This is a genomic window from Tenebrionibacter intestinalis (assembly GCF_016632365.1).
Lineage (GTDB): Bacteria > Pseudomonadota > Gammaproteobacteria > Enterobacterales > Enterobacteriaceae > Tenebrionibacter > Tenebrionibacter intestinalis.
Genome location: NZ_JAEPBH010000036.1, coordinates 1 through 23,296, shown reverse-complemented (window position 1 = coordinate 23,296; position 23,296 = coordinate 1). Strand labels below are relative to the sequence as shown.

Sequence of the window (23,296 nt, the reverse complement as noted above, 5' to 3'; positions counted from 1 at the left end):
ATAATGAGCAAAGTGCCGAGCGATCTGAAATACAGTAAAGAGCACGAGTGGCTGCGCAAGGAAGCCGATGGAACTTACACCGTAGGCATTACCGAACATGCGCAGCAACTGCTGGGCGACATGGTATTTGTTGACCTGCCTGAAGTGGGGGCGACAGTCAGCGCCGGGGATGACTGCGCGGTGGCGGAGTCGGTGAAGGCAGCGTCTGATGTTTATGCGCCAGTGAGCGGTGAAATTGTGGCGGTGAATGACGCCCTGAGCGACGAGCCGGAGCGGGTAAACAGCGCGCCTTACGGCGATGGCTGGATTTTCAGAATGAAAGCCAGCGATGAAAGCCAGATTGCCGCGTTGCTCAGCGCTGAAGCCTATGAGGCATTATTAGAAGATGAGTAATGTGAAGGGGCGGGCGAAAGCCCGACCTCTTTGTTCACCCCACAGCCAGTGACCCGGAAGCATAAGTCATGACCCAGACCTTAAGCCAACTGGAAAACAGCGAAGCCTTTATCAGCCGTCACATTGGCCCTACGCCCGAGCAGCAGCAGCAGATGCTCGACGCCGTGGGCGCGGCCTCGCTTGATGCGCTGATTGCGCAAATTGTCCCGACAGATATTCAACTGCCGCAGTTGCCGCAAACTGGCGAAGCCGCCAGCGAAGCTGCCGCGTTGGCGGAGCTAAAAGCCATCGCTGCCCGCAACAAGCGTTTTAAAACCTATATCGGCATGGGCTATGCCGCCGTGCATATGCCGCCGGTTATTCAGCGCAACATGCTGGAAAACCCGGGCTGGTATACCGCCTATACGCCGTATCAGCCTGAAGTTTCTCAGGGGCGGCTTGAAGCGCTACTTAACTTCCAGCAGGTAACGCTTGACCTGACCGGCATGGATGTGGCCTCCGCATCGCTGCTGGATGAAGCCACCGCCGCCGCTGAAGCAATGGCAATGTCAAAACGCATCAGCAAACTGAAAAACGCCAATCGTTTTTTCGTTGCCCGGGATATCCACCCACAAACGCTGGATGTTGTGCGCACCCGTGCTGAAACGTTCGGCTTCGAGGTCATTGTCGATGACGCGCAAAAAGCGTGCGATCATCAGGATCTGTTTGGCGCGTTGTTACAGCAGGTGGGGACGACCGGTGAGGTGCACGATTACCGCGCGCTTATCGCTGAGCTGCAGAGCCGGAAAGTGGTCGTCAGCGTGGCGGCCGATATAATGGCGTTGGTGCTGCTGGTCGCGCCAGGTAAGCAGGGCGCGGATATTGTCTTCGGCTCCGCCCAGCGTTTCGGCGTGCCGATGGGCTACGGCGGCCCCCATGCCGCCTTCTTTGCCGTGCGCGATGAGCACAAGCGCGCGATGCCGGGCCGCATTATCGGCGTTTCGCGCGATGCGGCGGGTAATACTGCGCTGCGTATGGCGATGCAGACGCGCGAGCAGCATATTCGCCGTGAAAAGGCGAATTCTAATATCTGTACTTCGCAGGTGCTGTTGGCGAATATCGCCGGGTTGTATGCCGTATGGCACGGGCCGGAAGGGCTTAAGCGCATTGCCCGACGTATTCACCGCTTTACTGATATTCTGGCCGTGGGGCTTCAGGGCAAGGGGCTGCGTCTGCGCCATACGAGTTGGTTCGATACGCTGTGCGTGGAAGTTGCCGACAAAGCTGGCGTTATGGCGCGGGCGCAGGCGCGGGAGATGAATTTGCGCAGCGATATTCCGGGCGCGGTGGGTATTACGCTTGATGAAACCACCACACGTCAGGACGTTATTGCCTTGTTTGATGTGCTGTTGGGCGAAGGTCACGGCCTTGAACCCGAAGAGCTTGATAAGGAAGTGGCGCTTGACAGCCGCTCCATCCCGCAGGCGATGCTGCGCGATGACGCAATCCTGACGCATCCGGTCTTTAATCGCTATCACAGCGAAACTGAAATGATGCGCTATATGCATAGCCTTGAGCGCAAAGACCTGGCGCTAAATCAGGCGATGATCCCGCTTGGCTCATGTACTATGAAGCTCAATGCCGCGGCGGAAATGATTCCGATTACCTGGCCTGAATTTGCTGAACTGCATCCGTTCTGCCCGGCAAGCCAGGCTGAAGGTTATCACCAGATGATAGCCCAGCTCTCGCAATGGCTGGTAAAGCTGACCGGCTATGATGCGTTTTGTATGCAGCCGAACTCCGGCGCCCAGGGGGAATACGCGGGCCTGCTGGCGATTCGCCGCTATCATGAAAGCCGCAATGAAGGCATGCGCGATATTTGTCTTATCCCCGGCTCCGCACATGGCACTAACCCCGCATCGGCACAGATGGCGGGCATGCAGGTAGTTGTGGTGGCCTGCGATAAAGACGGCAATATCGATCTTTGCGACCTGCGTGCGAAGGCTGAACAGGCGGGCGACAGGCTTTCGTGTATTATGGTGACTTATCCGTCTACGCATGGCGTGTACGAAGAGACTATCCGTGAGGTATGCGATGTCGTGCATCAGTCTGGCGGCCAGGTTTACCTTGACGGCGCAAACATGAACGCCCAGGTCGGTATTACCACTCCGGGCTTTATTGGCGCGGATGTATCGCATCTCAACCTGCATAAAACATTCTGTATTCCGCACGGCGGCGGCGGGCCGGGAATGGGGCCGATTGGCGTAAAAGCGCATCTGGCGCCGTTTGTGCCAGGCCACAGCGTGGTTCAGATTGAAGACAGGTTGACCACGCAGGGGGCCGTTGCTGCCGCGCCGTTTGGCAGTGCGTCTATACTGCCCATTAGCTGGATGTATATTCGTATGATGGGCGCGCAGGGGCTGAAGAAGGCAAGCCAGGTGGCTATTCTGAACGCTAACTATATTGCCAGCCGTCTGAAAAACGCCTGGCCGGTGCTGTATACCGGACGTGATGGCCGTGTGGCGCATGAGTGTATTCTGGATGTCCGCCCGCTCAAGGAGCAGACCGGTATCAGCGAGCTGGATATCGCCAAACGGCTGATTGATTACGGTTTCCATGCGCCTACTATGTCGTTCCCGGTGGCGGGTACGCTGATGGTGGAGCCGACCGAGTCTGAAAGTAAAGCGGAACTGGACAGATTTATTGATGCGATGCTGGCGATTCGGACTGAGATTGACCGCGTGGCGAAGGGCGAGTGGCCGGCTGAGGATAACCCGTTAGTCAATGCGCCGCATATTCAGCAGGAGCTGGTGGCGGAGTGGAGCCATCCCTACAGCCGTGAACTGGCGGTATTCCCGGCGGGCAGCAGTAATAAATACTGGCCGACGGTAAAGCGCCTGGATGATGTCTGGGGCGATCGCAATTTGTTTTGTTCATGTGTGCCGGTAAGCGAATATCAGTAGCGGTTTTGTTTATCTGTCAAATCAAGGGCGTCGCGGCGCCCTTGATACTACCGACAACCCCCATCCTGTCGTAGACAGGATGGCTGAAATACAATAAAAATAAGGAAAATCAAAACATTGATTTTCGCCTGCTTACCACTAAAGAAGGAAAAATCCCGTTTTTGCTTCTTTGTCAACAGACTGAGGGCGCTGCGGCGCCCTTGATACTACCGACAACTCCCATCCTGTCGTAGACAGGATGGCTGAAATACAAGAAAAAATAAGGAAAATCAAAACATTGATTTTCGCCTGCTTACCACTAAAGAAGGAAAACTCCCGTTTTTGCTTCTTTGTCAACAGACTGAGGGCGCTGCGGCGCCCCTGATACTACCGACAACTCCCATCCTGTCGTAGACAGGATGGCTGAAATACAAGAAAAAATAAGGAAAATCAAAACATTGATTTTCGCCTGCTTACCACTAAAGAAGGAAAACTCCCGTTTTTGCTTCTTTGTCAACAGACTGAGGGCGCTGCGGCGCCCCTGATACTACCGACAACTCCCATCCTGTCGTAGACAGGATGGCTGAAATACAAGAAAAAATAAGGAAAATCAAAATATTGATTTTCGCCTGCTTACCGCTAAAGAAGGAAAAATCCCGTTTTTTCCTTCTTTGTCAACAAACTGAGGGCGCCGCGGCGCCCTGTTTTATCAACTTTAACCTAACGACGACAAAGGGGCTTAAACGAGCGGGCCTGATGGCGTTTATTTACGTTTAGCCGCTTCCAGCGCCAATAAACGAGGCTTCATCAGCGGTGAACGGGTTAAGGGACGCTTGCTGCGCGTCCCTTAACAAAGCCGGCGGCCCGGCAACGTCACGCCGCATTACGGCGCGTTTGCCGCCAGGCTTTCAGCCTGATGATTTTAGCAGGTTAGCCTTGCTGCACCGTGAGCGCTTACTTTTTAATAACACGTTACGGCGCCGGATACGGCGTGTACACCCCGTTGAGGGTGTGCAAAAAGGCCACGATGTCATCAACGTCCTGCTGAGGCAGACTGGCGCCGACCTGATAACGCAGCATCAGTTTAACGGCTTCATCCAGCGTCTGCACATCGCCACGGTGGAAGTAGGGCGCGGTGAGCGCGACGTTACGCAGCGTCGGCACTTTCTGGCGCAGCCTGTCACGCTCGGCTTTGGTGACGTTCATTCGGCCTATATCGGTATCGGTCAGGGCGCCAAACGCGAAATCTTTTTTCAGACCCAGCGGTTCAAACGACTTGCCGCCCAGGATCATACCGCTATGGCAGGTGGCGCATTTGTTATCTTTAAACAACTGCCAGCCGCGTTTTTGTTGTGCGGTGAGCGCGCTATCGTCGCCGCGCAAATACTTGTCGAACGGCGCATCCGGCGTAATTAACGTTTTTTCAAATTCAGCGATAGCGTCGGTAATGGCTTCGCCGCTAAATCCTTGTGGATAGACTGCGGTAAAATCCTTCGTCAATACCGGATCCTGGCTGAGTTTGCCGATAATTTGCTCCCAGGAATCGGAAGCCATTTCGATCGGATTTAACGGCGGTCCGCCTGCCTGAGCCTGTAGCGTCGCCGCGCGGCCATCCCAGAACTGCTCAATGTTGAATACGGCGTTGAATACGGTCGGCGCGTTAATGGGGCCTGTCTGATTACGAACGCCAGACGAGGTTTTTTTACCATCTACGCCGCCTGCGCCTAACTGATGGCAATGCGCGCAGGAGATGGAGTTATCGCCGGACAGGCGCGGGTCATGATAGAGTCGCAGACCCAGCGCAACTTTCCGCGCGTTAACCGGCAGCGAGTGCGGGATAGGCTGCACGGGTTCGTTGCGGCGCTTTTCTGCCATATCAGGCGTTGTGTAATATTTCAGGCGCTGGCCTTTAATCCACTCCAGCATGTCTGCTCGTTCCTGCAGGCTGATTTTTCCTGCCCAGTGCAGCGCGATGTAGCGGGTAGGCGGCATGGTTTCGTGCGTCATTACCCATTCAAGCTTGGCCAGATCGTCCTGCGGCGCGGGGCCGTCTTTTAACAGGCTTTCTTTTACGGCGCTAAGGCTGAACGATTTGTAGCCCAGCGACATATCGTAGTCCATTAACTGCTTAGCGACAGGAAATGACGAATAAAATGGCAGATCAGAGGAGACGGTGTGGCAGTAATCGCAGCCTTTTTCGCGCAGGATGCTTAATACCCGGTTGTTAACTTCAGAAGCGGACTCTTCCGGCGGTGCGGCCGAGGCGCGCTGTGCGTCGTGATGCCATACATAGCCCACTAATCCTGCATAGCATACGGCGGCGACGGCGAATGCCGCTGCGCCCAGCTTTATTATTTTGCTCATTATTGTTTCCCTTCAGAGGCATAAGTACCGACCTTGTTCGGTACGTGCACAGTGTTAATGAAGAGAGAGGAGAAATATTGATAACAGTCAATATTTGTGACTTGCGTAGCCTATCAATATGATAAGTTTTACTGATGTAAGAAGTTCCTTAAATCAGGCGGTTGTAAACGTGACGCAGGCTAAAGCGTGAAAATTAACCGGGCGTTATTTGGCGGTTAGCGATAAAGAGGGCAAAAGCACGTTTGCCCGCTTTGCCATTAAACAGGGCCGCTTAAGCGGCCAGCGCGCTACAGGCTTTCACCGTTGGAGGCAATAACCTGTTTATACCAGTTAAAACTCTTTTTACGCGAGCGCGACATGTCGCCGGTGCCGTCATCGTGTTTATTCACATAAATAAAACCATAGCGTTTGCTGTACTGCCCGGTTGTGAATGACACGCAGTCGATGCAGCCCCACGGCGTGTAGCCCATTAAATTTACGCCGTCCCAGGTAACGGCTTTTATCATCTCTTCAATGTGAGCGCGCAGGTAATCAATACGATAATCGTCGTTAATGTTGCCCCCGGCATCGGCTTTATCAATAGCGCCAAAGCCGTTTTCAACAATAAACAGCGGCTTTTGATAGCGCTCCCACAGTTCGCACAGCGCGTAGCGCAGGCCTGCGGGATCAATTTGCCAACCCCAGTCAGACGCCTTAACGTACGGGTTCGGCACGCTGCCTTCAAAACCTGAAATGGCATCGCCGGTGCCGCCTTCGGCTTTTACTGCGTTAGACATGTAATAGCTAAAGCCAAGATAGGCGCAGGCGCCTTCGCGCAGGGTTTGTTCATCGCCCGGCTCCATGACGATATTAAAACCGCGACGTTCCCACTCATTAAGCACATAGGTTGGGTAGTAGCCGCGCAGTTGAACGTCGGTGAAAACATAACGTTCACGCATGGCTTCCTGGGCATACATGATGTCCTGTGGTTTACAGGAATAGGGATAAATCGGCACCATCGCCAGCATGCAGCCAACCTGCATGTGGGGGTTAATGCGGCGCGCGATTTTTACGGCCATTGCGCTGGCGACAAACTGATGATGCATTACCTGATACAGGGTTTCTTCCGGATTTTCGTAGTCGGTATAAACCACCCCGGAACAGCAATAGCCGAACAGCGGCTCGCGCCAGTTGCGCTGGTTGTTAATCTCGTTAAACGTCATCCAGTATTTTACTTTGTGCCTGTAGCGCTCGAAAACCACTTCAGCAAAGCGTACAAAGAAATCGACAACTTTACGGTTAGTCCAGCCGCCGTATTCTTTTACCAGATGTAGCGGCATTTCGAAGTGAGAAAGGGTAATAACCGGTTCGATATTATATTTCAGCAGCTCGTCAAACATGTCATCATAATACTTAAGGCCCTCTTCATTAGGCTGCTGTTCGTCTCCTTTCGGGAAAATACGCGTCCAGGCGATGGAAGTGCGAAAACATTTAAAGCCCATTTCGGCAAACAGCTTAATATCTTCTTTGTAACGGTTGTAAAAATCGCTGGCGAGATGGTTGGGGTAATATTTACCCGGCACGACGTCCTGCGTAATTTCACGCGGCACGCCGTGGGCGCCGCCGGTCAATACATCACATATGCTCAGGCCTTTACCACCTTGATCCCAGCCGCCTTCAACCTGGTGCGCGGCAACCGCGCCGCCCCACAGAAAATCTTTTGGAAGCATCCGTTTTTTCATATTCATCTTTCTCGTGTATGTTTGGGCAAGTAGAGTAACGTCATCGGCACAATTGCCTGGCAAGATAAAAGTCTAACAAAGTAAAATCAGAAGTCACGATATAACAAAGGCGCGCTTTTGTGATTTGTTACTTATATAAAACAAGCTGTTACTTTAGCGGCCATGTGAATAAAAGAAAGGCTTTGATAGATAACCTGGCGGGGTAAGCGGCTGTTTTATCAAAGTCATGCTTTTTTATTACGCAGGCATTTTTTATAATAAAGTATTTCAGGCGCCGGGAGGGGTAATGTTGTTTGTGAAAGCCTGTATATTATTAAAAATATCGCGCTTTTACGGCGTTAGTTTATCTGTTGCAGCCGTTTTGCCAGGCGGCGCCCCAGCGCTTCAAGTATATAGACCACGGGGATCTGGGTGGTGATATCGTATACGCCGGCGATACGCGTTTGCGGCAGGTGCCACGAAAGATTGAAGTCTGCAAGTTTTGCCAGCGCGGAACCTTCATGGGCGGTAACAGAAAGCACCTTACACTGATGCAGGCTAAACTGGCTGGCGAAACGTAACATTTCTGCTGTTTCACCGGAGACCGACAGTACGATCGCTAATGCGTTTTTGGCGATATCGCGGGTTACCGGAAAATAGGGATCGTCGATATGATTACTGAATTTTCCAACGTTGGAGAAAAAGCGAGCGCCATATTTTGCCAGTGCGCCGGAGGTGCCGGCTCCGACAAAGATAACGCGCTCAGCGGGGAGTATAATATCGATAGCGCTATCCAGGAGCGCGTCAAATTCCGCGTTATTTACGCTTTTAAAAAAACTGATAATTTCCCCTGCGCCGAAGTGATTCGGCTGCGTTTCATTTTGCTCAGGGTAGAGCTTAAAGCGCACGCGAAACTCAGAATAGCCGGCGCAGTTTAGCTTGCGGCAAAACCGCAGGACGGTGGTGGTGGACACGCCTGATGCTTCAGCCAGTTCGCGAATAGTCATATACGTAACTTTGTCGCGGTTTTTAATAACAAAGTTATAAACCGACATTTCCAGGTTATTCAGGCTGGCGATAGCGGCATGGGTAAACATCGACACGTGGCGTTCTCCGGATGAGTAAATCAGTCTGTAGCGAAAGGAGAAGACCGGGGGTTAACGCAGCCAGCCTTTTTCTTTGGCTTGCTGTAGCTGGGTTTCCACATAGCGCCACAGTTCGGGGAGGCTCTGTGCTACGCAGGCGTTACGCGTCAATACCTGTTCAAGCGAAATGGCATTTTCCAGCCAGCTTTTTCCCTCGTTATGCAGGTTTTGCAGCACAGGCAGCACCCGGTCGATGGCGCCGGCAAAGCGTGCGTCATCGCTGTCTGCGGCTTCGTATTCTCTCCAGAGCTGTAAAAACTCACTGGCCTGTGGTTCGGGCAATATGCTAAACAGGCGCTGCGCCGCAAGCGCTTCTTCCTGCGAAATCGCTTCCCGCTGTGCGAGATCGTAAACCATTACGTCGCCTGCATCGATTTCCACAATATCATGCAACAGCGCCATCTTTACCACGCGAGTAATATCCACGCCGGCGGGGGCAAAAGGTTTCAGGCTCAGCGCGGCCATAGCGAAATGCCAGCTATGCTCCGCAGAATTTTCATACCTGCTGTTGCCGATAATCCGCGTGCGCCGCTCCACGCGTTTGAGTTTGTCCAGCTCCATTAAAAAAGCGACAACCTGCTCAAGTGCGAAAAGCGACGTTGTGGGAGAGTATTCAGCCATATGAGATCTCCGTTGCGATAGATTTTTGAAGTAAGAAAGCGCGCCATTTTAACCAATCCCGCGCTTTTTTACTTCTTTAATCCGCGCGCTGAATGTCATGCCGATCGCTTAAATTTACGTAGGGGCCGTTCACGTAAATCCCGGTGATACACGGGACGCTAACAATGGTGAACGGGCAAAATGGCCGCGTCGCAAACGTGCGGTTAGCCGTTCTCAGCGGGCGTCAGCACCCCGCGCCGTAAGCCTGTACGCGTTAAAAGCGAACAGGGATGCTGAGCAGATAAAAAGAACAGAGGTCCGCTCCAGGCTTCAACGTGGCATGGTTTATTGGCATTAACAGGAATCGTTATTCACAAACAGGCTTCACTGACGGGCATTATGCCTGGGATAAGAGGTTTGCTGTCTGCCAGTGGCTGCGGTTGTGCATAAAATAGCGCCTGACGCGGGCTGCGTTTATCTTTTATAACCGTACACATAAAAATTTTAGCGAACAGGTGTTCACTGAAATCATTCTCAGTTACGCTGGTAGCGTTTGACTTTTTTATCAGCTTCCCGGAGTCGCCTATGGTTCGCAAACCGTTAATTGCACATGGATATACCCTGGCAGAGGAAATTGCCAATAGCATCAGCCACGGCGTGGGGCTGGTGTTTGGGATCGTCGGGTTAGTGTTGCTGCTGGTACAGGCGGCGGATACCAATGCAGGCGTAATGGCTATTACCAGCTATAGTCTTTACGGCGGCAGTATGATTCTGCTGTTTCTTGCCTCCACGCTCTATCACGCCATCCCCCATGAGCGCGCCAAACGCTGGCTTAAAAAACTTGACCACTGCGCAATCTATTTACTGATTGCCGGCACCTATACGCCGTTTTTATTAGTGGGGTTAAAGTCGCCCCTGGCAAAGGGGTTAATGATTGTTATCTGGAGTCTGGCGTTGTTGGGCATTCTGTTTAAGCTCACGGTTGCGCACCGCTTTAAGATTCTGTCGCTGGCGACGTACCTTGTGATGGGCTGGCTTTCGCTTATTGTGGTGTATCAGCTGGCGATGAAGCTGGACATTGGTGGCGTAACGCTGCTTGCTATAGGTGGTATCGTTTATTCGCTGGGCGTTATTTTTTATGTCTGCAAGCGTATCCCTTATAACCACGCTATCTGGCATGGTTTTGTGCTGGGCGGCAGCGTTTGCCACTTTCTGGCTATCTATTTGTATGTTCGATAACGGGCGCGTTCGCTCCCGCACGAGGGAGCGAACGATTCAGTTTACGCTTCTTCCAGCGAATAGGGCAGCGGCATAATCTTGAGCGTGCCGCCGTTGTCGTCACGCACGCGCAGGACGCTGTCTTGTTCTGTATCGTTATTCATGATGTGTTGCACCAGCACGCGCCCATCATCAAGACGCACCGCAGCTAACACAGTGCCGGTACGGCGCCAGTTTTCACCCATTTGCAATTCAAGGTCTTCTCCCGCCTGCGGTACACGGCTGGCTGCGCCTGCGAGCAGCCAGAGCGCGCGCTTATTCGCGCCGCGGTATTTTGCCCGGGCAACCATCTCCTGGCCGGTATAGCAGCCTTTTTTAAAGCTGATACCGCCAAGCGCCTGGATATTGGTGGCCTGGGGGATAAATTGCGCGCTGTTTGGCGTATCAATAACGGCCAGGCCGCCTTCAATCTCCAGCGCCAGCCACTGGGCGCTGTTGTTTAGTTCAGCCTCGCCCCTGAGCTGTTCGGTGAGGGCGACAGCCTGCGCTTGCTGCGTGATGATGAGAAAGCGCTCAGCCGGCAACCCCAGCCACAGCAATGCGGTATCGCCCTCATATACCAGCGGGTTGGTTTCATCCGGCAGAGTATTGAACACCTTCGCCAGCGCGGCGCGCGCCTGGAAACCTGCCAGCCCAAGCAACACCGCGCTGTCCTGGGCTCTAATGGTGACTTTGGAAAAGACGGCGTATTTTTTTAATTCGGTCAGTTGCGATTCCAGCACGCTGCGCCGTTCAAGCCAGGCAAACCCTTCTGCGGTGCGAAACAACCGCAGGTTGCTCCACATTTTGCCCTTTGCGTCGCAGTGAGCAACGAGCAAATGCTGGTTGTCCGCAAGAGCGGCGACATCTGCTGTGACCTGCCCCTGAAGATATTTTTCGCTATCGGCGCCTGCGGCGGTTGCCAGCGCCCAGTCTTCCAGCGAAATGAGCGTAAGCGGCAGACGCGAACTGGCTATTGCCTGGCGGGGGGGGAACGGATTGAAAGCCATAACAGGATCCCGGTTTTTTTACAGATAGTGAGTGCTACTAATGGTAAAAGAGCGCTCAACCATTGCAAGCGCTTTAATAACGCGTTTTGTGCCGTTGTTTTAACCCGCGCGTTCCACCGTAAAAAAATGAAAACGGCAGTTGAGCAAATTATATTTCATGAAGATTGCTTCCAGGCTGCAACATTGGGTAATGGTAAAGGTAAAAAAAGGTTACAATAACCGCCTGTCCCCGTTTCTCTGTAAGCAGGAAAGAGATTATGGATATCAATAATAAGGCGCGTATTCACTGGGCCTGCCGTCGCGGTATGCGCGAGCTCGATATTTCTGTTATGCCGTTTTTTGAACATGACTATGACACGCTTAGCGATGACGATAAGCGTTTGTTTGTTCGCCTGCTGGAATGTGACGATCCTGATTTATTTAACTGGCTAATGAACCACGGTACGCCAGGCGATGCCGGTTTACGGCGTATGGTGCAGTTAATCCAGCAGCGGAATCGGGATCGTGGTCCTGTGGCAATGTGATGTCCGGGTGTCCTGGCGTGCCCAGTGGCTTTCTTTACTCATACATGGCGTTGCGGCGACAGCGCTGCTTTTGCTGCCCTGGCCGCTGAGCTATACGCCTTTGTGGCTGCTGCTGCTGTCGCTGGTGGTGTTTGACTGCGTGTGCAGCCAGCGCCGCATTATCGCCCGGCAAGGCTCGCTGGCGCTGCTGGATGATTATCGGTTGAAGTGGCAGGGAAAAGAATGGGAAATTCAGGGGCGGCCCAGCGTATTGCCGGGCGGCGTGATGCTCAGGCTGCGCAACGGCAAGCAGAGCCAGCGCCTGTGGTTGGCCGCAGATAGCCTCAGCGTGCGGGAGTGGCGCGAGCTGCGTCGGCTATTGTTTAGCGGTGACTGAGCGGGCCGCCGTCAGGCAAACAGGCCGGCCATTTCATCCAGAATTTGCTCACACCAGGCGGCAATGCGCGCATCGCTGAGATCGTACTGATTGGTTTCATCGAGCGCCAGGCCGACAAACAGCTTGCCGTCTGCCGTTACCGCTTTTTGGCTGGTGAATTCATAGCCTTCCGTTGGCCAGTAGCCGATGAATTGTACGCCGCCTGGCGCCAGAAGGTCGTGCAACATACCCAGCGCGTCCAGAAACCATTCGCCGTAGCCCAACTGGTCGCCCATGCCGTATAACGCCACCGGCTTGCCGGCAAGATTAAGCGCGCTTAACCGATCCCAGACGGCTTCCCAGTCTTCCTGCAATTCGCCAAAATCCCAGGTGGGGATACCGAGTATCAACGCGTCGTACTGCTCCATCAGCATCGGCGCATCGTCTTTCAGGTTGTGTAGCTCGACCAGTTCAGAGCCGATGATGTCGCGGATTTTCTCAGCCGCCATTTCCGTATAACAGGTGCTGGAGCCATAGAAGAGGCCGATTTTCATAGCAATGACTATCCATTTTATCTGACAGGCTTGCGCGCCAGTGTATCACAACCGATATGCTGCGATCCGCCTGGCGGTGCGTGCGCATACTGGCGCGCAGGGCCTGAATAGTTGAATTAAGCCGTGTGGCTGTTGTCAGAAACGCGTGCGACGGGCGGGATATTTGCGCGCGACCCGGGCGTAGGTTTATTTATCGTACCCTGCATGAACCGTTGCGGTCCTGCAACATTCAGGAATTTGAGTATAATGCCCCCCCCTACCTGAAAAACGTTGAGGTCGCTTTGGAACAGGATTTAGCCCGAATCGAACAGTTTCTTGACGCTCTGTGGTTGGAAAGCAGCCTGGCGGAAAATACCCTTAACGCCTATCGCCGCGATCTCAAATCGGTGGTTGAGTGGCTGCACGGCCACGGGCAGACATTGCTGAGCGCCGGGCCGGACAATCTGCAGGCGCTGCTGGCCGAGCGCGTAGAGGGCGGTTATAAAGCGACCAGCTCTGCGCGGCTGCTGAGCGCGCTGCGCCGCCTGTTTCGTTATCTCTATCAGCAAAAGGCGCGTTCGGACGATCCGAGCGCGCCGCTCTCATCCCCCAAACTGCCCCAGCGGTTGCCTAAAGATCTGAGTGAGGCGATGGTGGAGCGGCTGCTTCAGGCGCCGCTGGTGGAAGAGCCGCTGGGGCTGCGTGATAAAGCAATGCTGGAAGTGCTTTATGCTACCGGCCTGCGCGTATCGGAACTGGTTAGCCTGCAAATGAGCGACATCAGCCTGCGACAGGGCGTTGTTCGGGTTATTGGCAAAGGCGATAAAGAGCGGCTGGTGCCTCTTGGCGAAGAGGCGCTGTATTGGGTTGAAAACTATCTCGCCCACGCTCGCCCCTGGCTGCTCAATGAACAGGCAAGCGATGTGCTGTTCCCCAGCCAGCGCGCCCGGCAGATGACGAGACAGACCTTCTGGCACCGCATAAAACATTATGCCCGCCTTGCGGGCATTGACAGCGATAAGCTGTCGCCCCATGTTTTACGTCATGCTTTCGCCACGCATCTGCTCAACCACGGCGCCGATCTGCGCGTGGTACAGATGCTGCTGGGCCACAGCGATCTTTCCACTACGCAAATATACACCCATGTAGCGACCCAACGATTGCGGTTGCTGCATCAACAGCACCACCCGAGAGCGTGAGTGCATACAATGATGAAGGAATCATTATGAAAAAACGTTTTTTGCTGCTCTCTTTACTGGCAGCCGCTTTCTCCGGTTTTGCTCACGCTGACGATGCGGCCATCAGGCAGGCGCTCGGCAAGCTGGGCATTACGAATGCGGACATTCAGGATGCGCCGGTTAAAGGAATGAAGACGGTTATTTCCGCCAACGGGGTGCTTTATCTGTCAGAAGACGGCAAACATCTGATTCAGGGGCCGATGTACGATATCAGCGGCGCTCAGGCGGTAAATGTGACCAATAAGCTGCTGATGGGCAAATTGAATGCGCTCGATAAAGAGATGATCGTCTATAAAGCGGCGCAGGAGAAATATGTCATTACGGTATTTACCGATATTACCTGCGGCTATTGCCATAAACTACACGAGCAGATGAGCGACTATAACAACCTGGGCATTACCGTGCGTTACCTGGCGTTCCCGCGTCAGGGGGTTAACAGCCAGACTGCAAACGAGATGAAATCTGTCTGGTGTGCTAAAGATCGTAACAAGGCGTTTAACAATGCGATTAAAGGCAGCCCGGTCGTGGCTGCAAGCTGCGATCTGGATATTAAAAAGCACTACGCGCTGGGCCTCCAGTTTGGTATTCAGGGCACGCCGGCGATTTTGCTGACAGACGGTACGGTTATTCCGGGCTACCAGGGGCCGAAAGAGATGAAGGCGTTTCTGGATGAACACCAGCGTCAAACGAAATCCGGCGGGCAGTAACGAGTGAAACGAGAATCGCAACTTCGCCGCCGAAAGCCGGATGCGTCCGTCCGGTTTTCGGCGGACGTACCGCCGCTGCTGGCAAGGCTTTATGCCAGCCGCGGCGTAAAGAGCATGCAGGAGCTTGAGCGCGGCGTGAAGGGCCTGTTGCCCTGGCAACAGCTTAGCGGGATAGATACGGCGGTCGCGCTGCTGCACTCGGCGTTTCGCGACGACCGGCACATTATTGTGGTGGGCGATTTTGACGCCGATGGCGCGACCAGTACCGCGCTAAGCGTGCTGGGCCTGCGCGCAATGGGCGGCAGACGCGTGAGCTATCTGGTGCCGAATCGTTTCGAAGATGGCTACGGCCTTAGCCCGGATGTGGTCGAGCAGGCGCACAATCGCGGCGCGCAGTTAATCATGACCGTGGATAACGGCATCTCATCTCACGCGGGCGTAAGCAGAGCGCATGAGCTGGGTATTCCGGTGCTGGTAACCGATCACCACCTCCCCGGCGATGTGCTTCCGGCCGCTGACGCGATTGTCAATCCTAACCTGGCAGACTGCCGCTTTCCTTCCAGGGCGCTGGCGGGCGTTGGCGTGGCGTTTTATTTGCTGATGGCGCTGCGCGCGCATTTGCGCGACGCGGGCTGGTTTGAACAGCAGGGGCTGGCGATGCCGAACCTTGCTGAATATCTCGATCTTGTCGCGCTTGGCACCGTTGCTGACGTGGTGCCGCTTGACGCCAATAACCGTATTCTGACCTGGCAAGGGCTGAGCCGCATTCGCGCCGGGCGCTGTCGGCCGGGGATTCGCGCGTTGCTGGAAGTCGCCCGGCGTGATGCGCAACGTTTGAACGCAAGCGATCTGGGTTTTGCGCTCGGGCCGCGCCTTAACGCGGCGGGGCGGCTGGATGATATGTCCGTTGGCGTAGCGCTATTGCTGTGCGATAACCCCGGCGAAGCGCGCGTGCTGGCTAATGAGCTGGATGCGCTGAACCAGACGCGCAAAGAGATTGAGCAGGGAATGCAGGCGGAGGCGATGGCGCTTTGTCAGACGCTAAGCCGCAGCGAAGATTTGCCTGCCGGGTTGGCGCTGTATCATCCTCAGTGGCACCAGGGCGTGGTGGGTATACTTGCCTCCCGGATAAAAGAGCGTTTTCACCGCCCGGTTATTGCCTTTGCGCCTGCGGGCGGCGGCGTGCTTAAAGGTTCCGGTCGCTCGGTGCAGGGGCTGCATATGCGCGATGCGCTGGAGCGCCTGGACACGCAAAACCCCGGCCTGATGTTGAAATTCGGCGGACATGCTATGGCGGCAGGGTTGTCGCTCGATGAGACGCGCTTTGATGAATTTAATCAGCGCTTTAGCGAGCTTGTTAACGACTGGCTGGACCCGGCGACGCTGCATGGCGAAATCTGGAGCGACGGCCCGCTGGCGCCCCAGGAGATGACGCTGGAAACCGCCGATCTGCTGCGCGATGCGGGGCCGTGGGGGCAGACCTTCCCGGAACCGCTGTTTGACGGGAAATTTCGTCTGCTCCAGCAGCGTATTGTTGGGGAGCGCCACCTGAAGGTTATGGTGGAGCCGGTAGGCGGCGGCCCGCTGCTCGATGGTATCGCGTTTAACGTCGATACCGCCTGCTGGCCCGACAACGGCGTGCGTGAAGTTGAAGTGGCCTACAGGTTAGATGTTAATGAGTTTCGCGGTAACCGCAGCGTGCAGCTATTAATAGACGCTATCTGGCCGCTGTAGCCCGTTTCCCGGCGCGCCGGGAAGAAAAACTTCGGCGCGAAGCAGTGCTATAAAAGGCGACGCAAATCCGGTAAACTTTCGCCCCTACGACCAGAATCTGACCACTCCACTAACAAAAAGATTTGCATACCATGTTTGAAATTAATCCGGTAAAAAACCGTATCCAGGATCTCACTGAGCGCTCCGACGTTCTTAGGGGGTATCTTTGACTATGATGCAAAGAAAGAGCGCCTTGAAGAAGTCAATGCCGAGCTAGAACAGCCGGACGTCTGGAACGAACCTGAGCGCGCGCAGGCGCTGGGCAAAGAGCGCTCTTCGCTCGAAGCCGTCGTGGATACGCTCGATCACATGACGCAGGGGCTGGAAGATGTTTCCGGTCTGCTGGAGCTGGCCGTTGAGGCCGAAGATGAAGAAACCTTTAATGAAGCGGTCGTGGAGCTGGATCAGCTTGAGGCCAAACTGGCGCAGTTGGAGTTTCGCCGCATGTTTTCCGGCGAATATGATAACGCCGACTGCTACCTCGATATCCAGGCCGGTTCCGGCGGCACCGAAGCGCAGGACTGGGCCAGCATGCTGCTGCGTATGTACCTGCGCTGGGCTGAAGCAAAAGGCTTTAAAACCGAAATTATCGAAGAGTCCGAAGGGGAAGTGGCCGGCCTTAAATCCGCGACTATAAAAATTATGGGCGATTACGCTTACGGCTGGCTGCGTACCGAAACCGGCGTTCACCGCCTGGTGCGTAAAAGCCCGTTTGATTCCGGCGGCCGTCGACACACCTCATTTAGCTCCGCATTCGTCTATCCGGAAGTGGACGACGATATTGATATTGATATTAACCCGGCAGACCTGCGTATTGATGTGTATCGCGCTTCCGGCGCGGGCGGCCAGCACGTTAACCGTACCGAATCTGCGGTGCGTATCACGCATATTCCCACCGGAACGGTGACCCAGTGCCAGAACGATCGCTCCCAGCACAAAAACAAAGATCAGGCGATGAAGCAGATGAAGGCCAAGCTGTACGAGCTGGAAATGCAGAAGAAAAACGCCGAAAAACAGGCTATGGAAGACAACAAATCTGATATTGGCTGGGGAAGCCAGATTCGTTCCTACGTACTGGACGATGCGCGCATAAAGGATCTGCGTACCGGGGTGGAAACCCGTAATACTCAGTCCGTGCTGGACGGCGATCTCGACAAATTTATTGAAGCAAGTTTGAAAGCAGGGCTATGAGGAGCCAACATGTCTGAACAACAACCACAGGGCAGCGAAGCGGCGGTCGAATTAAATAACGAGCTAATGAACCGTCGCGAGAAGCTGGCTGCGCTGCGTGAGCAGGGCGTTGCTTTCCCTAACGATTTTCGTCGCGACAGCACCTCTGACGCGCTGCACAGCGCGTTTGACGCAAAAGAAAACGACGAGCTGGAAGCGCTGAACGTTGAAGTGAGCGTAGCCGGGCGTATGATGACCCGCCGCATTATGGGTAAGGCGTCTTTCGTGACGCTTCAGGATGTGGGGGGCCGTATTCAGCTATACGTAGCGCGTGACGAACTGGCGGAGGGCGTCTACAACGAGCAGTTCAAAAAATGGGATCTGGGCGATATCCTGGGCGCGCGCGGTAAGTTGTTTAAGACGAAAACAGGCGAGCTGTCGATTCACTGCACCGAACTGCGTCTGCTGACCAAAGCGCTGCGCCCGTTGCCGGATAAGTTCCACGGCCTGGCAGACCAGGAAACCCGCTACCGCCAGCGTTATCTGGATCTTATTGCCAACGAAGAATCCCGCCATACTTTTATGGTGCGCTCCCGCATTCTGGCCGGTATTCGCCAGTTCATGGTGGGCCGTGGCTTTATGGAAGTGGAAACGCCGATGATGCAGGTGATTCCGGGCGGCGCGGCCGCGCGCCCGTTTATTACGCATCATAACGCGCTGGATCTTGACATGTATCTGCGTATTGCGCCGGAGCTGTATCTTAAACGCCTGGTAGTCGGCGGCTTTGAACGCGTGTTTGAGATCAACCGCAACTTCCGTAACGAAGGTATTTCTGTGCGCCATAACCCTGAGTTCACCATGATGGAGCTCTATATGGCGTATGCGGATTACCGGGATCTGATCGAACTGACGGAATCGCTGTTTCGCACGCTGGCGCAGGATGTACTGGGAAATACCCTGGTGCCATACGGTGAGGAAACGTTCGATTTCGGTAAGCCGTTTGAAAAGCTGACGATGCGCGAGGCTATTAAAAAGTACCGCCCGCAAACCGATATAGCCGATCTGGATAACTTTGACAGCGCCAGGGCGATTGCGGAAACGATCGGCATTAAGATTGAGAAAAGCTGGGGCCTGGGCCGTATTGTGACTGAGATCTTTGAGGAAGTGGCCGAAAGCCATCTGATTCAGCCGACCTTTATCACCGAGTATCCGGCGGAAGTGTCGCCGCTGGCGCGCCGCAACGACGTCAACCCCGACATCACCGATCGCTTTGAATTCTTTATCGGTGGTCGTGAAATTGGTAACGGCTTTTCAGAGCTGAATGATGCTGAAGATCAGGCGCAGCGCTTTGCAGACCAGGTTGCGGCGAAGGATGCGGGTGACGATGAAGCGATGTTCTTTGATGAAGATTATGTCACCGCCCTGGAGCACGGGCTGCCGCCAACCGCAGGGCTTGGTATCGGTATTGATCGCATGGTGATGTTGTTTACCAACAGCCACACTATCCGCGATGTGATTCTGTTCCCGGCGATGCGCCCGGTAAAATAAATTCGCTGAACATGCGATAATAAACGCCCTCACCATTGAGGGCTTCAGATTGTTGACAAAGAAGGAAAAAACGGGGTTTTTCCTTCTTTGTGGTAAGCAGGCGAAAATCAATGCTTTGATTTTCCTTATTTTTTATTGTGCTTCATCCATCCTGTCTGCGACAGGATGGGGTTTGTCAGCGGACTCCGCCCTCACCATTGAGGGCTTTTTTGTATCTGGTTTCGGGCAATGTTAAGATAAGTCGCTTTGTTGGGCGAACTGGAGAAGATGAGATTTGAGCACAGGACGCCGTAGCGTACACGGGCTTTTGAGCGCAGCCTGCCTGGCGTTGTGCCTGTTGCTGACGGCCTGTTCGTCCAGCAAAAAGCCCGTTCCCGTAAAGGGAAGCTACCAGGGAGCGACCTATACCGTAAAGCGTGGCGATACGCTGTGGCGTATCGCGCGCATAAGCGGCAGTAGCGTGCGTGAACTGGCACGCCTTAACGGTCTTCGTTCGCCCTATACGCTGGCCGTTGGGCAGTCGTTAAGGGTGAAACCCTCCGCCAGGAGCAAAGCCGCATCCTCCGCCCGAACCCGCAAAACGCTCCCAGCCCGCAGGAATACCGCCGCCACGCGTAAGGTAACAAACGCCAGCGCGCCGAAAGTTATTGTGCCGCCAGCGGGTTCGCGCTGCTGGCGTTGGCCCGCTAAGGGCAGGGTTGTACTGCCGTTTTCCCGCGCGGCGGGCGGTAATAAAGGCATTGATATTAGCGGCCAGCGCGGAGCGCCGGTTTATGCGGCAGGCGCAGGCAGGGTGGTGTATGCCGGCAGCCAACTGCGTGGCTATGGCAACCTGATTTTGATTAAACATAACGATGACTACATTACCGCCTATGGCCACAATGAGAAACTGTTGGTCAGCGACGGGCAGCAGGTGAGAGCAGGCCAGCAGATAGCCACTATGGGCAGCAGCGGCACGACGTCGGTGCGCCTGCATTTCCAGATTCGTTACCGGGCTAATGCTATCGATCCGCAGCGCTATCTTCCGCCGTCGTGCTAAGTATGCTTAAAATGCCATCACTTAGCGGCGTTAGGGCTTGCCAGCTTCTGTGGACTATCTATAATGTCACTCGCGCTTTCCGTGCGGGCGTAGTTCAATGGTAGAACGAGAGCTTCCCAAGCTCTATACGAGGGTTCGATTCCCTTCGCCCGCTCCAAAAACACCCTAACGTATTAATTCCCCAGTATTTTTCTAAACCATACGTGACGGCGCTCGTGATCCTCCTACAAGGAGTTCATACAGCCGATGGCGCAACGTGGTAATCTCTATCGACGTCCAAGCGGGATCTATGTTCTGCGGATCACCGTTCCGGTTCGTTATCGCGCCCTGATAGGGCAGCGCGAAATTCATGCATCTACCCGCACAACCCATCTTGCAAATGCCAGAGCTATTGCCGCGCGTTTGCTGGAGAAGTGGTATGCGTCTCTGGAAGAGTTCAGACAAGTGGATAAAGAGAAGATTCGGGGTAATGCGCCGCTGTTGGCTGGCGCTGGCAAAATCAGTTTGGCTCTGTTTTGCGAATCATTTGATGTGGGGCTTGAAACGGTTGTTCCGCATATTTTAGCAGACAATATTCCTCTGTATGCTTTTGTAGATAGCCAGCGGGGCTTCCTGATTGATGATTTTACTGCCATTGATCGTGACCCTGATACGCATGGTTTTGTTTTAGACGACGTTGCTCATTACGGCAGTGAGGCTATGGTTAACGGCTATATGCAGATTTACATGCCGCTGTATGCCCTCAATGAATTGAAGAAAGGGATATCAACGGAAATAACTGCATTCAGGGCTAACAACGGTAATCCCCTTGCTCTTTGGCTGCTGGACTTACCAGGGGTTGAGGTAGATGCAAGTTCACTGTTTATTAATAATGTGCAGGCTGAGAAGTTGCGCAGCATGTGGGATAGCGCGTTTGCGAAATCAGAGCCTGAACTGCCTCCGGCTCCTGTTGTGATTTCAGCCCCACCACCTCCGCCAGTTGTTATCACCAATCCGTATTGCAATCCTCTATCCGCTTCGAAAAGGGTTTCAGAAGTGCTGGAGGAGTTTATTGCGTATAAAAGATCAGGGGATCTCAAACTTGCCAGCGAGGAGAAAATTCGGTCGCGGATATCTCATTTTATCGACTTTATGGGTGACGTAACACTTGCTGAGTTAGATCGTAATGTTGTTAAAAATTACGTTTCCAGAATGCAGAGGATGCCCAGTAACTTGTATTTAATGCAACGCCGATACGCTGCCGAAGATTTAGAACAACTCATTGAAAAAGCACTTGATGCTGGTGAGTCGCTCATGACAAAAGATGCAATTGGGCGTCATATGGCATCATTAGGTTCAATGTTAAAGTGGGCCTGTAAAGAAAATTATTTAATTGCCAATCCAGTGGAAAATGTTCTGGCAAAGCGTAAGAAAACTGCACGATCTCAGGATAACCGTTATCAGTTCGACGATGATGAACTGGAACTCATATTCTCTGCATACTGGTTTAAAACTGGCGAAGGTGTGCCGAATAAATTCGGGCGTCATATTGACTTTCGACCTTATCGCTATTGGTTACCCCTATTAGCGTTATATAGCGGCGGGCGAATGAATGAGTTATGCCAACTTTATCTTTCTGATATCCGTATGAGTGAAAATGGTGTTGCGTATCTGGACTTCAATTTAGATTCACCGGATAAAGTTATGGACACTGAAGCTGAAGCGGATAAATCGCTGAAAACGCTCAATGCGTTGAGACAGGTTCCCATTCATCCAAGGCTGATCGAGCTTGGCTTTCTTGAATACGTTAAGGCTTTGAAAGCTGATGGACAGGAACGTGTTTTTCCAGAGTTAACCTTCAATAAAATTAAAGGTTATCGTGGTTATGCGTCAAAATGGTTCAATGAACTTTATTTTGGCAAGCAGCTTGGATTAGACCGTAATGGGAAAAAGGTTTTTCACTCATTCCGCCATAACTATGTGAATAGCCTTGACCGACTGGAGTTAAGTGAACGGATGATCGCCCAACTTGTCGGACATGTTCGAGGAAGCACTACAGCCATGACAACCTATCGTAAAGACAGGGCTGTTGAGGAGCAATTCCAAGCAATTTCCGGGCTTAAGCACAATTTGCCTGAGATAGCTCCGTTTAATGTTGAGGCGGGACTGAAAGCGATGAAAGACGGGGTTCGAAAACATAAGCAATGATCTCCCACCAGCGCCATGGGAAGCCCTATGGCGCATTTTTTCTCATAGGTAGTGGATTTATTGCTTTGTAAAATGTGGCGTTCCCATAGTGCGGCTGGCTAAGCCGGACGCTAATTGCTTAGCGAAAATGGAAATATGCGAGCACAGCTATAACAACGAGCGCGCCAAAACGTAATAACCCTTCGCGATGCTTGGTTGACCATTTGCGCTCGTAACGCAGCGGCTCGTAGCAAGGCGTGATCCACCTGAGATACTCTGCATTGATACTGTCCATGGTTTCTTTCGGTTCTTTTAGGTTGCTGGCCAGAATATATTGACGTTGTAGTAAATCAACCCGGCAACTCCTAATAGCTTCCTGGTCAGTCACTAGTTCATATTTATCAATAAAATCAAAGCGATCTATAACTATTTGATATGGGGATTGTATATGTTTATCGGTGACATAAGCATCACAAATAATTAGATCATCTTTAGCTATGAACCTTTGAAGATCAATGCTTTGCCTTGTTTGCAAATTATCAATGAGTTGCTGTCTGATTACTTTGTCAAAGGGGCGGATATATCCCACTTTGGGATCTATATCATCAAATGAATCATACCTGTAAAACTCACCTTCCATGGGTTTACCGAGCATTTCAAAACGCGCATAGCCATCTGGTTGGGTCTTATAGCAATTGAAGATCGACATACACTTCCTTGGTAAACGGAGATGAGGATATTCACAATAGTTTCATTGAACAACGCAGGGGAGAATTTTTCAACAGTGACTGTTATGCAACTATAAGGAGAAGCCTGGATTTGACCCTATATATCCAGACACCTTTTCTCTCTT

At 53.2% G+C, this 23,296-nt stretch carries 19 protein-coding genes and 1 tRNA gene; 13 read left to right on the top strand and 7 right to left on the bottom strand.

Annotation, left to right across the window (positions count from 1 at the left end; all coding sequences use genetic code 11):
- Positions 1-3 precede the first annotated feature (3 nt).
- Together gcvH and gcvP are read left to right on the top strand one after the other, a co-directional pair.
- On the top strand, positions 4-393 hold the full coding sequence (gene gcvH, locus JJB97_RS13550; protein WP_238714526.1) for a glycine cleavage system protein GcvH: 390 nt from the start codon (positions 4-6) through the stop codon (positions 391-393).
- Between the two features lie 68 nt (positions 394-461).
- A complete protein-coding gene (gene gcvP / locus JJB97_RS13545) occupies positions 462-3,335 on the top strand; it encodes an aminomethyl-transferring glycine dehydrogenase (RefSeq protein WP_238714525.1) in 2,874 nt (957 codons plus the stop codon).
- 951 nt (positions 3,336-4,286) lie between these two features.
- On the opposite strand, the gene JJB97_RS13540 is transcribed toward gcvP, so the two are convergent.
- From JJB97_RS13540 to JJB97_RS13525, 4 genes are all read right to left on the bottom strand, one after another.
- Complete coding sequence (locus JJB97_RS13540) at positions 4,287-5,678, bottom strand: cytochrome c peroxidase (protein ID WP_238714524.1); 1,392 nt, start codon at positions 5,676-5,678, stop codon at positions 4,287-4,289.
- A gap of 287 nt (positions 5,679-5,965) precedes the next feature.
- Entirely contained in the window at positions 5,966-7,399 is a 1,434-nt protein-coding gene (locus JJB97_RS13535; RefSeq protein WP_238714544.1) for a 6-phospho-beta-glucosidase, read from the bottom strand.
- 338 nt (positions 7,400-7,737) lie between these two features.
- Positions 7,738-8,475, bottom strand: a complete 738-nt coding sequence (locus JJB97_RS13530) for a MurR/RpiR family transcriptional regulator (RefSeq protein ID WP_238714543.1) — start codon at positions 8,473-8,475, stop codon at positions 7,738-7,740.
- Between the two features lie 60 nt (positions 8,476-8,535).
- Complete coding sequence (locus tag JJB97_RS13525; RefSeq protein WP_238714523.1) at positions 8,536-9,144, bottom strand: HD domain-containing protein; 609 nt, start codon at positions 9,142-9,144, stop codon at positions 8,536-8,538.
- Positions 9,145-9,708: 564 nt separating this feature from the next.
- Between JJB97_RS13525 and trhA the strand changes: the two genes are divergently transcribed.
- Positions 9,709-10,362 carry a PAQR family membrane homeostasis protein TrhA gene (gene trhA, locus JJB97_RS13520; protein ID WP_238714522.1) on the top strand — a complete coding sequence of 218 codons (654 nt, stop codon included), beginning with the start codon at positions 9,709-9,711 and terminating at the stop codon, positions 10,360-10,362.
- Between the two features lie 41 nt (positions 10,363-10,403).
- Here trhA and ygfZ read toward each other — a convergent pair whose 3' ends face one another.
- Complete coding sequence (gene ygfZ / locus JJB97_RS13515) at positions 10,404-11,390, bottom strand: tRNA-modifying protein YgfZ (protein WP_238714521.1); 987 nt, start codon at positions 11,388-11,390, stop codon at positions 10,404-10,406.
- 257 nt (positions 11,391-11,647) lie between these two features.
- Here ygfZ and sdhE point away from each other — a divergent pair, with 257 nt between their 5' ends.
- Complete coding sequence (sdhE, locus tag JJB97_RS13510) at positions 11,648-11,914, top strand: FAD assembly factor SdhE (RefSeq protein WP_238714520.1); 267 nt, start codon at positions 11,648-11,650, stop codon at positions 11,912-11,914.
- Positions 11,895-12,290 carry a protein YgfX gene (locus tag JJB97_RS13505; RefSeq protein ID WP_238714519.1) on the top strand — a complete coding sequence of 132 codons (396 nt, stop codon included), beginning with the start codon at positions 11,895-11,897 and terminating at the stop codon, positions 12,288-12,290. Before sdhE ends, JJB97_RS13505 begins: the two co-directional genes overlap by 20 nt.
- A gap of 11 nt (positions 12,291-12,301) precedes the next feature.
- On the opposite strand, the gene fldB is transcribed toward JJB97_RS13505, so the two are convergent.
- A complete protein-coding gene (fldB, locus tag JJB97_RS13500) occupies positions 12,302-12,823 on the bottom strand; it encodes a flavodoxin FldB (RefSeq protein ID WP_238714518.1) in 522 nt (173 codons plus the stop codon).
- Between the two features lie 281 nt (positions 12,824-13,104).
- Here fldB and xerD point away from each other — a divergent pair, with 281 nt between their 5' ends.
- From xerD to JJB97_RS13460, 8 genes are all read left to right on the top strand, one after another.
- Positions 13,105-14,001 (top strand): site-specific tyrosine recombinase XerD, encoded by an 897-nt coding sequence (gene xerD, locus JJB97_RS13495; protein WP_238714517.1) that lies wholly within the window; start codon positions 13,105-13,107, stop codon positions 13,999-14,001.
- Between the two features lie 26 nt (positions 14,002-14,027).
- A complete protein-coding gene (dsbC, locus tag JJB97_RS13490) occupies positions 14,028-14,747 on the top strand; it encodes a bifunctional protein-disulfide isomerase/oxidoreductase DsbC (RefSeq protein WP_238714516.1) in 720 nt (239 codons plus the stop codon).
- A 3-nt stretch (positions 14,748-14,750) separates the two neighbouring features.
- Positions 14,751-16,481: a single-stranded-DNA-specific exonuclease RecJ gene (gene recJ, locus JJB97_RS13485; protein ID WP_238714515.1), complete on the top strand. Its 1,731-nt coding sequence runs from the start codon at positions 14,751-14,753 to the stop codon at positions 16,479-16,481.
- 131 nt (positions 16,482-16,612) lie between these two features.
- Positions 16,613-17,711, top strand: a protein-coding gene (gene prfB / locus JJB97_RS13480) for a peptide chain release factor 2 (protein WP_238714514.1) whose coding sequence is annotated in 2 segments (ribosomal slippage) — positions 16,613-16,687 and positions 16,689-17,711 — 1,098 coding nt in all. Because the reading frame shifts where the segments join, the coding sequence is not laid out codon by codon here.
- Between the two features lie 9 nt (positions 17,712-17,720).
- Positions 17,721-19,238: a lysine--tRNA ligase gene (gene lysS / locus JJB97_RS13475; protein WP_238714513.1), complete on the top strand. Its 1,518-nt coding sequence runs from the start codon at positions 17,721-17,723 to the stop codon at positions 19,236-19,238.
- A 274-nt stretch (positions 19,239-19,512) separates the two neighbouring features.
- The gene (locus JJB97_RS13470) at positions 19,513-20,277 is read left to right on the top strand and encodes a peptidoglycan DD-metalloendopeptidase family protein (protein WP_399198549.1); all 765 of its coding nucleotides are present in this window, start codon (positions 19,513-19,515) and stop codon (positions 20,275-20,277) included.
- 83 nt (positions 20,278-20,360) lie between these two features.
- Positions 20,361-20,434: transfer RNA gene (locus JJB97_RS13465), tRNA-Gly, on the top strand.
- An 89-nt stretch (positions 20,435-20,523) separates the two neighbouring features.
- Positions 20,524-22,464 carry a site-specific integrase gene (locus tag JJB97_RS13460; protein WP_238714512.1) on the top strand — a complete coding sequence of 647 codons (1,941 nt, stop codon included), beginning with the start codon at positions 20,524-20,526 and terminating at the stop codon, positions 22,462-22,464.
- 118 nt (positions 22,465-22,582) lie between these two features.
- Here the strand turns inward: JJB97_RS13460 and JJB97_RS13455 are convergent, their stop codons facing one another.
- Entirely contained in the window at positions 22,583-23,152 is a 570-nt protein-coding gene (locus JJB97_RS13455; RefSeq protein ID WP_097364360.1) for a hypothetical protein, read from the bottom strand.
- Between the last annotated feature and the right edge of the window lie 144 nt (positions 23,153-23,296).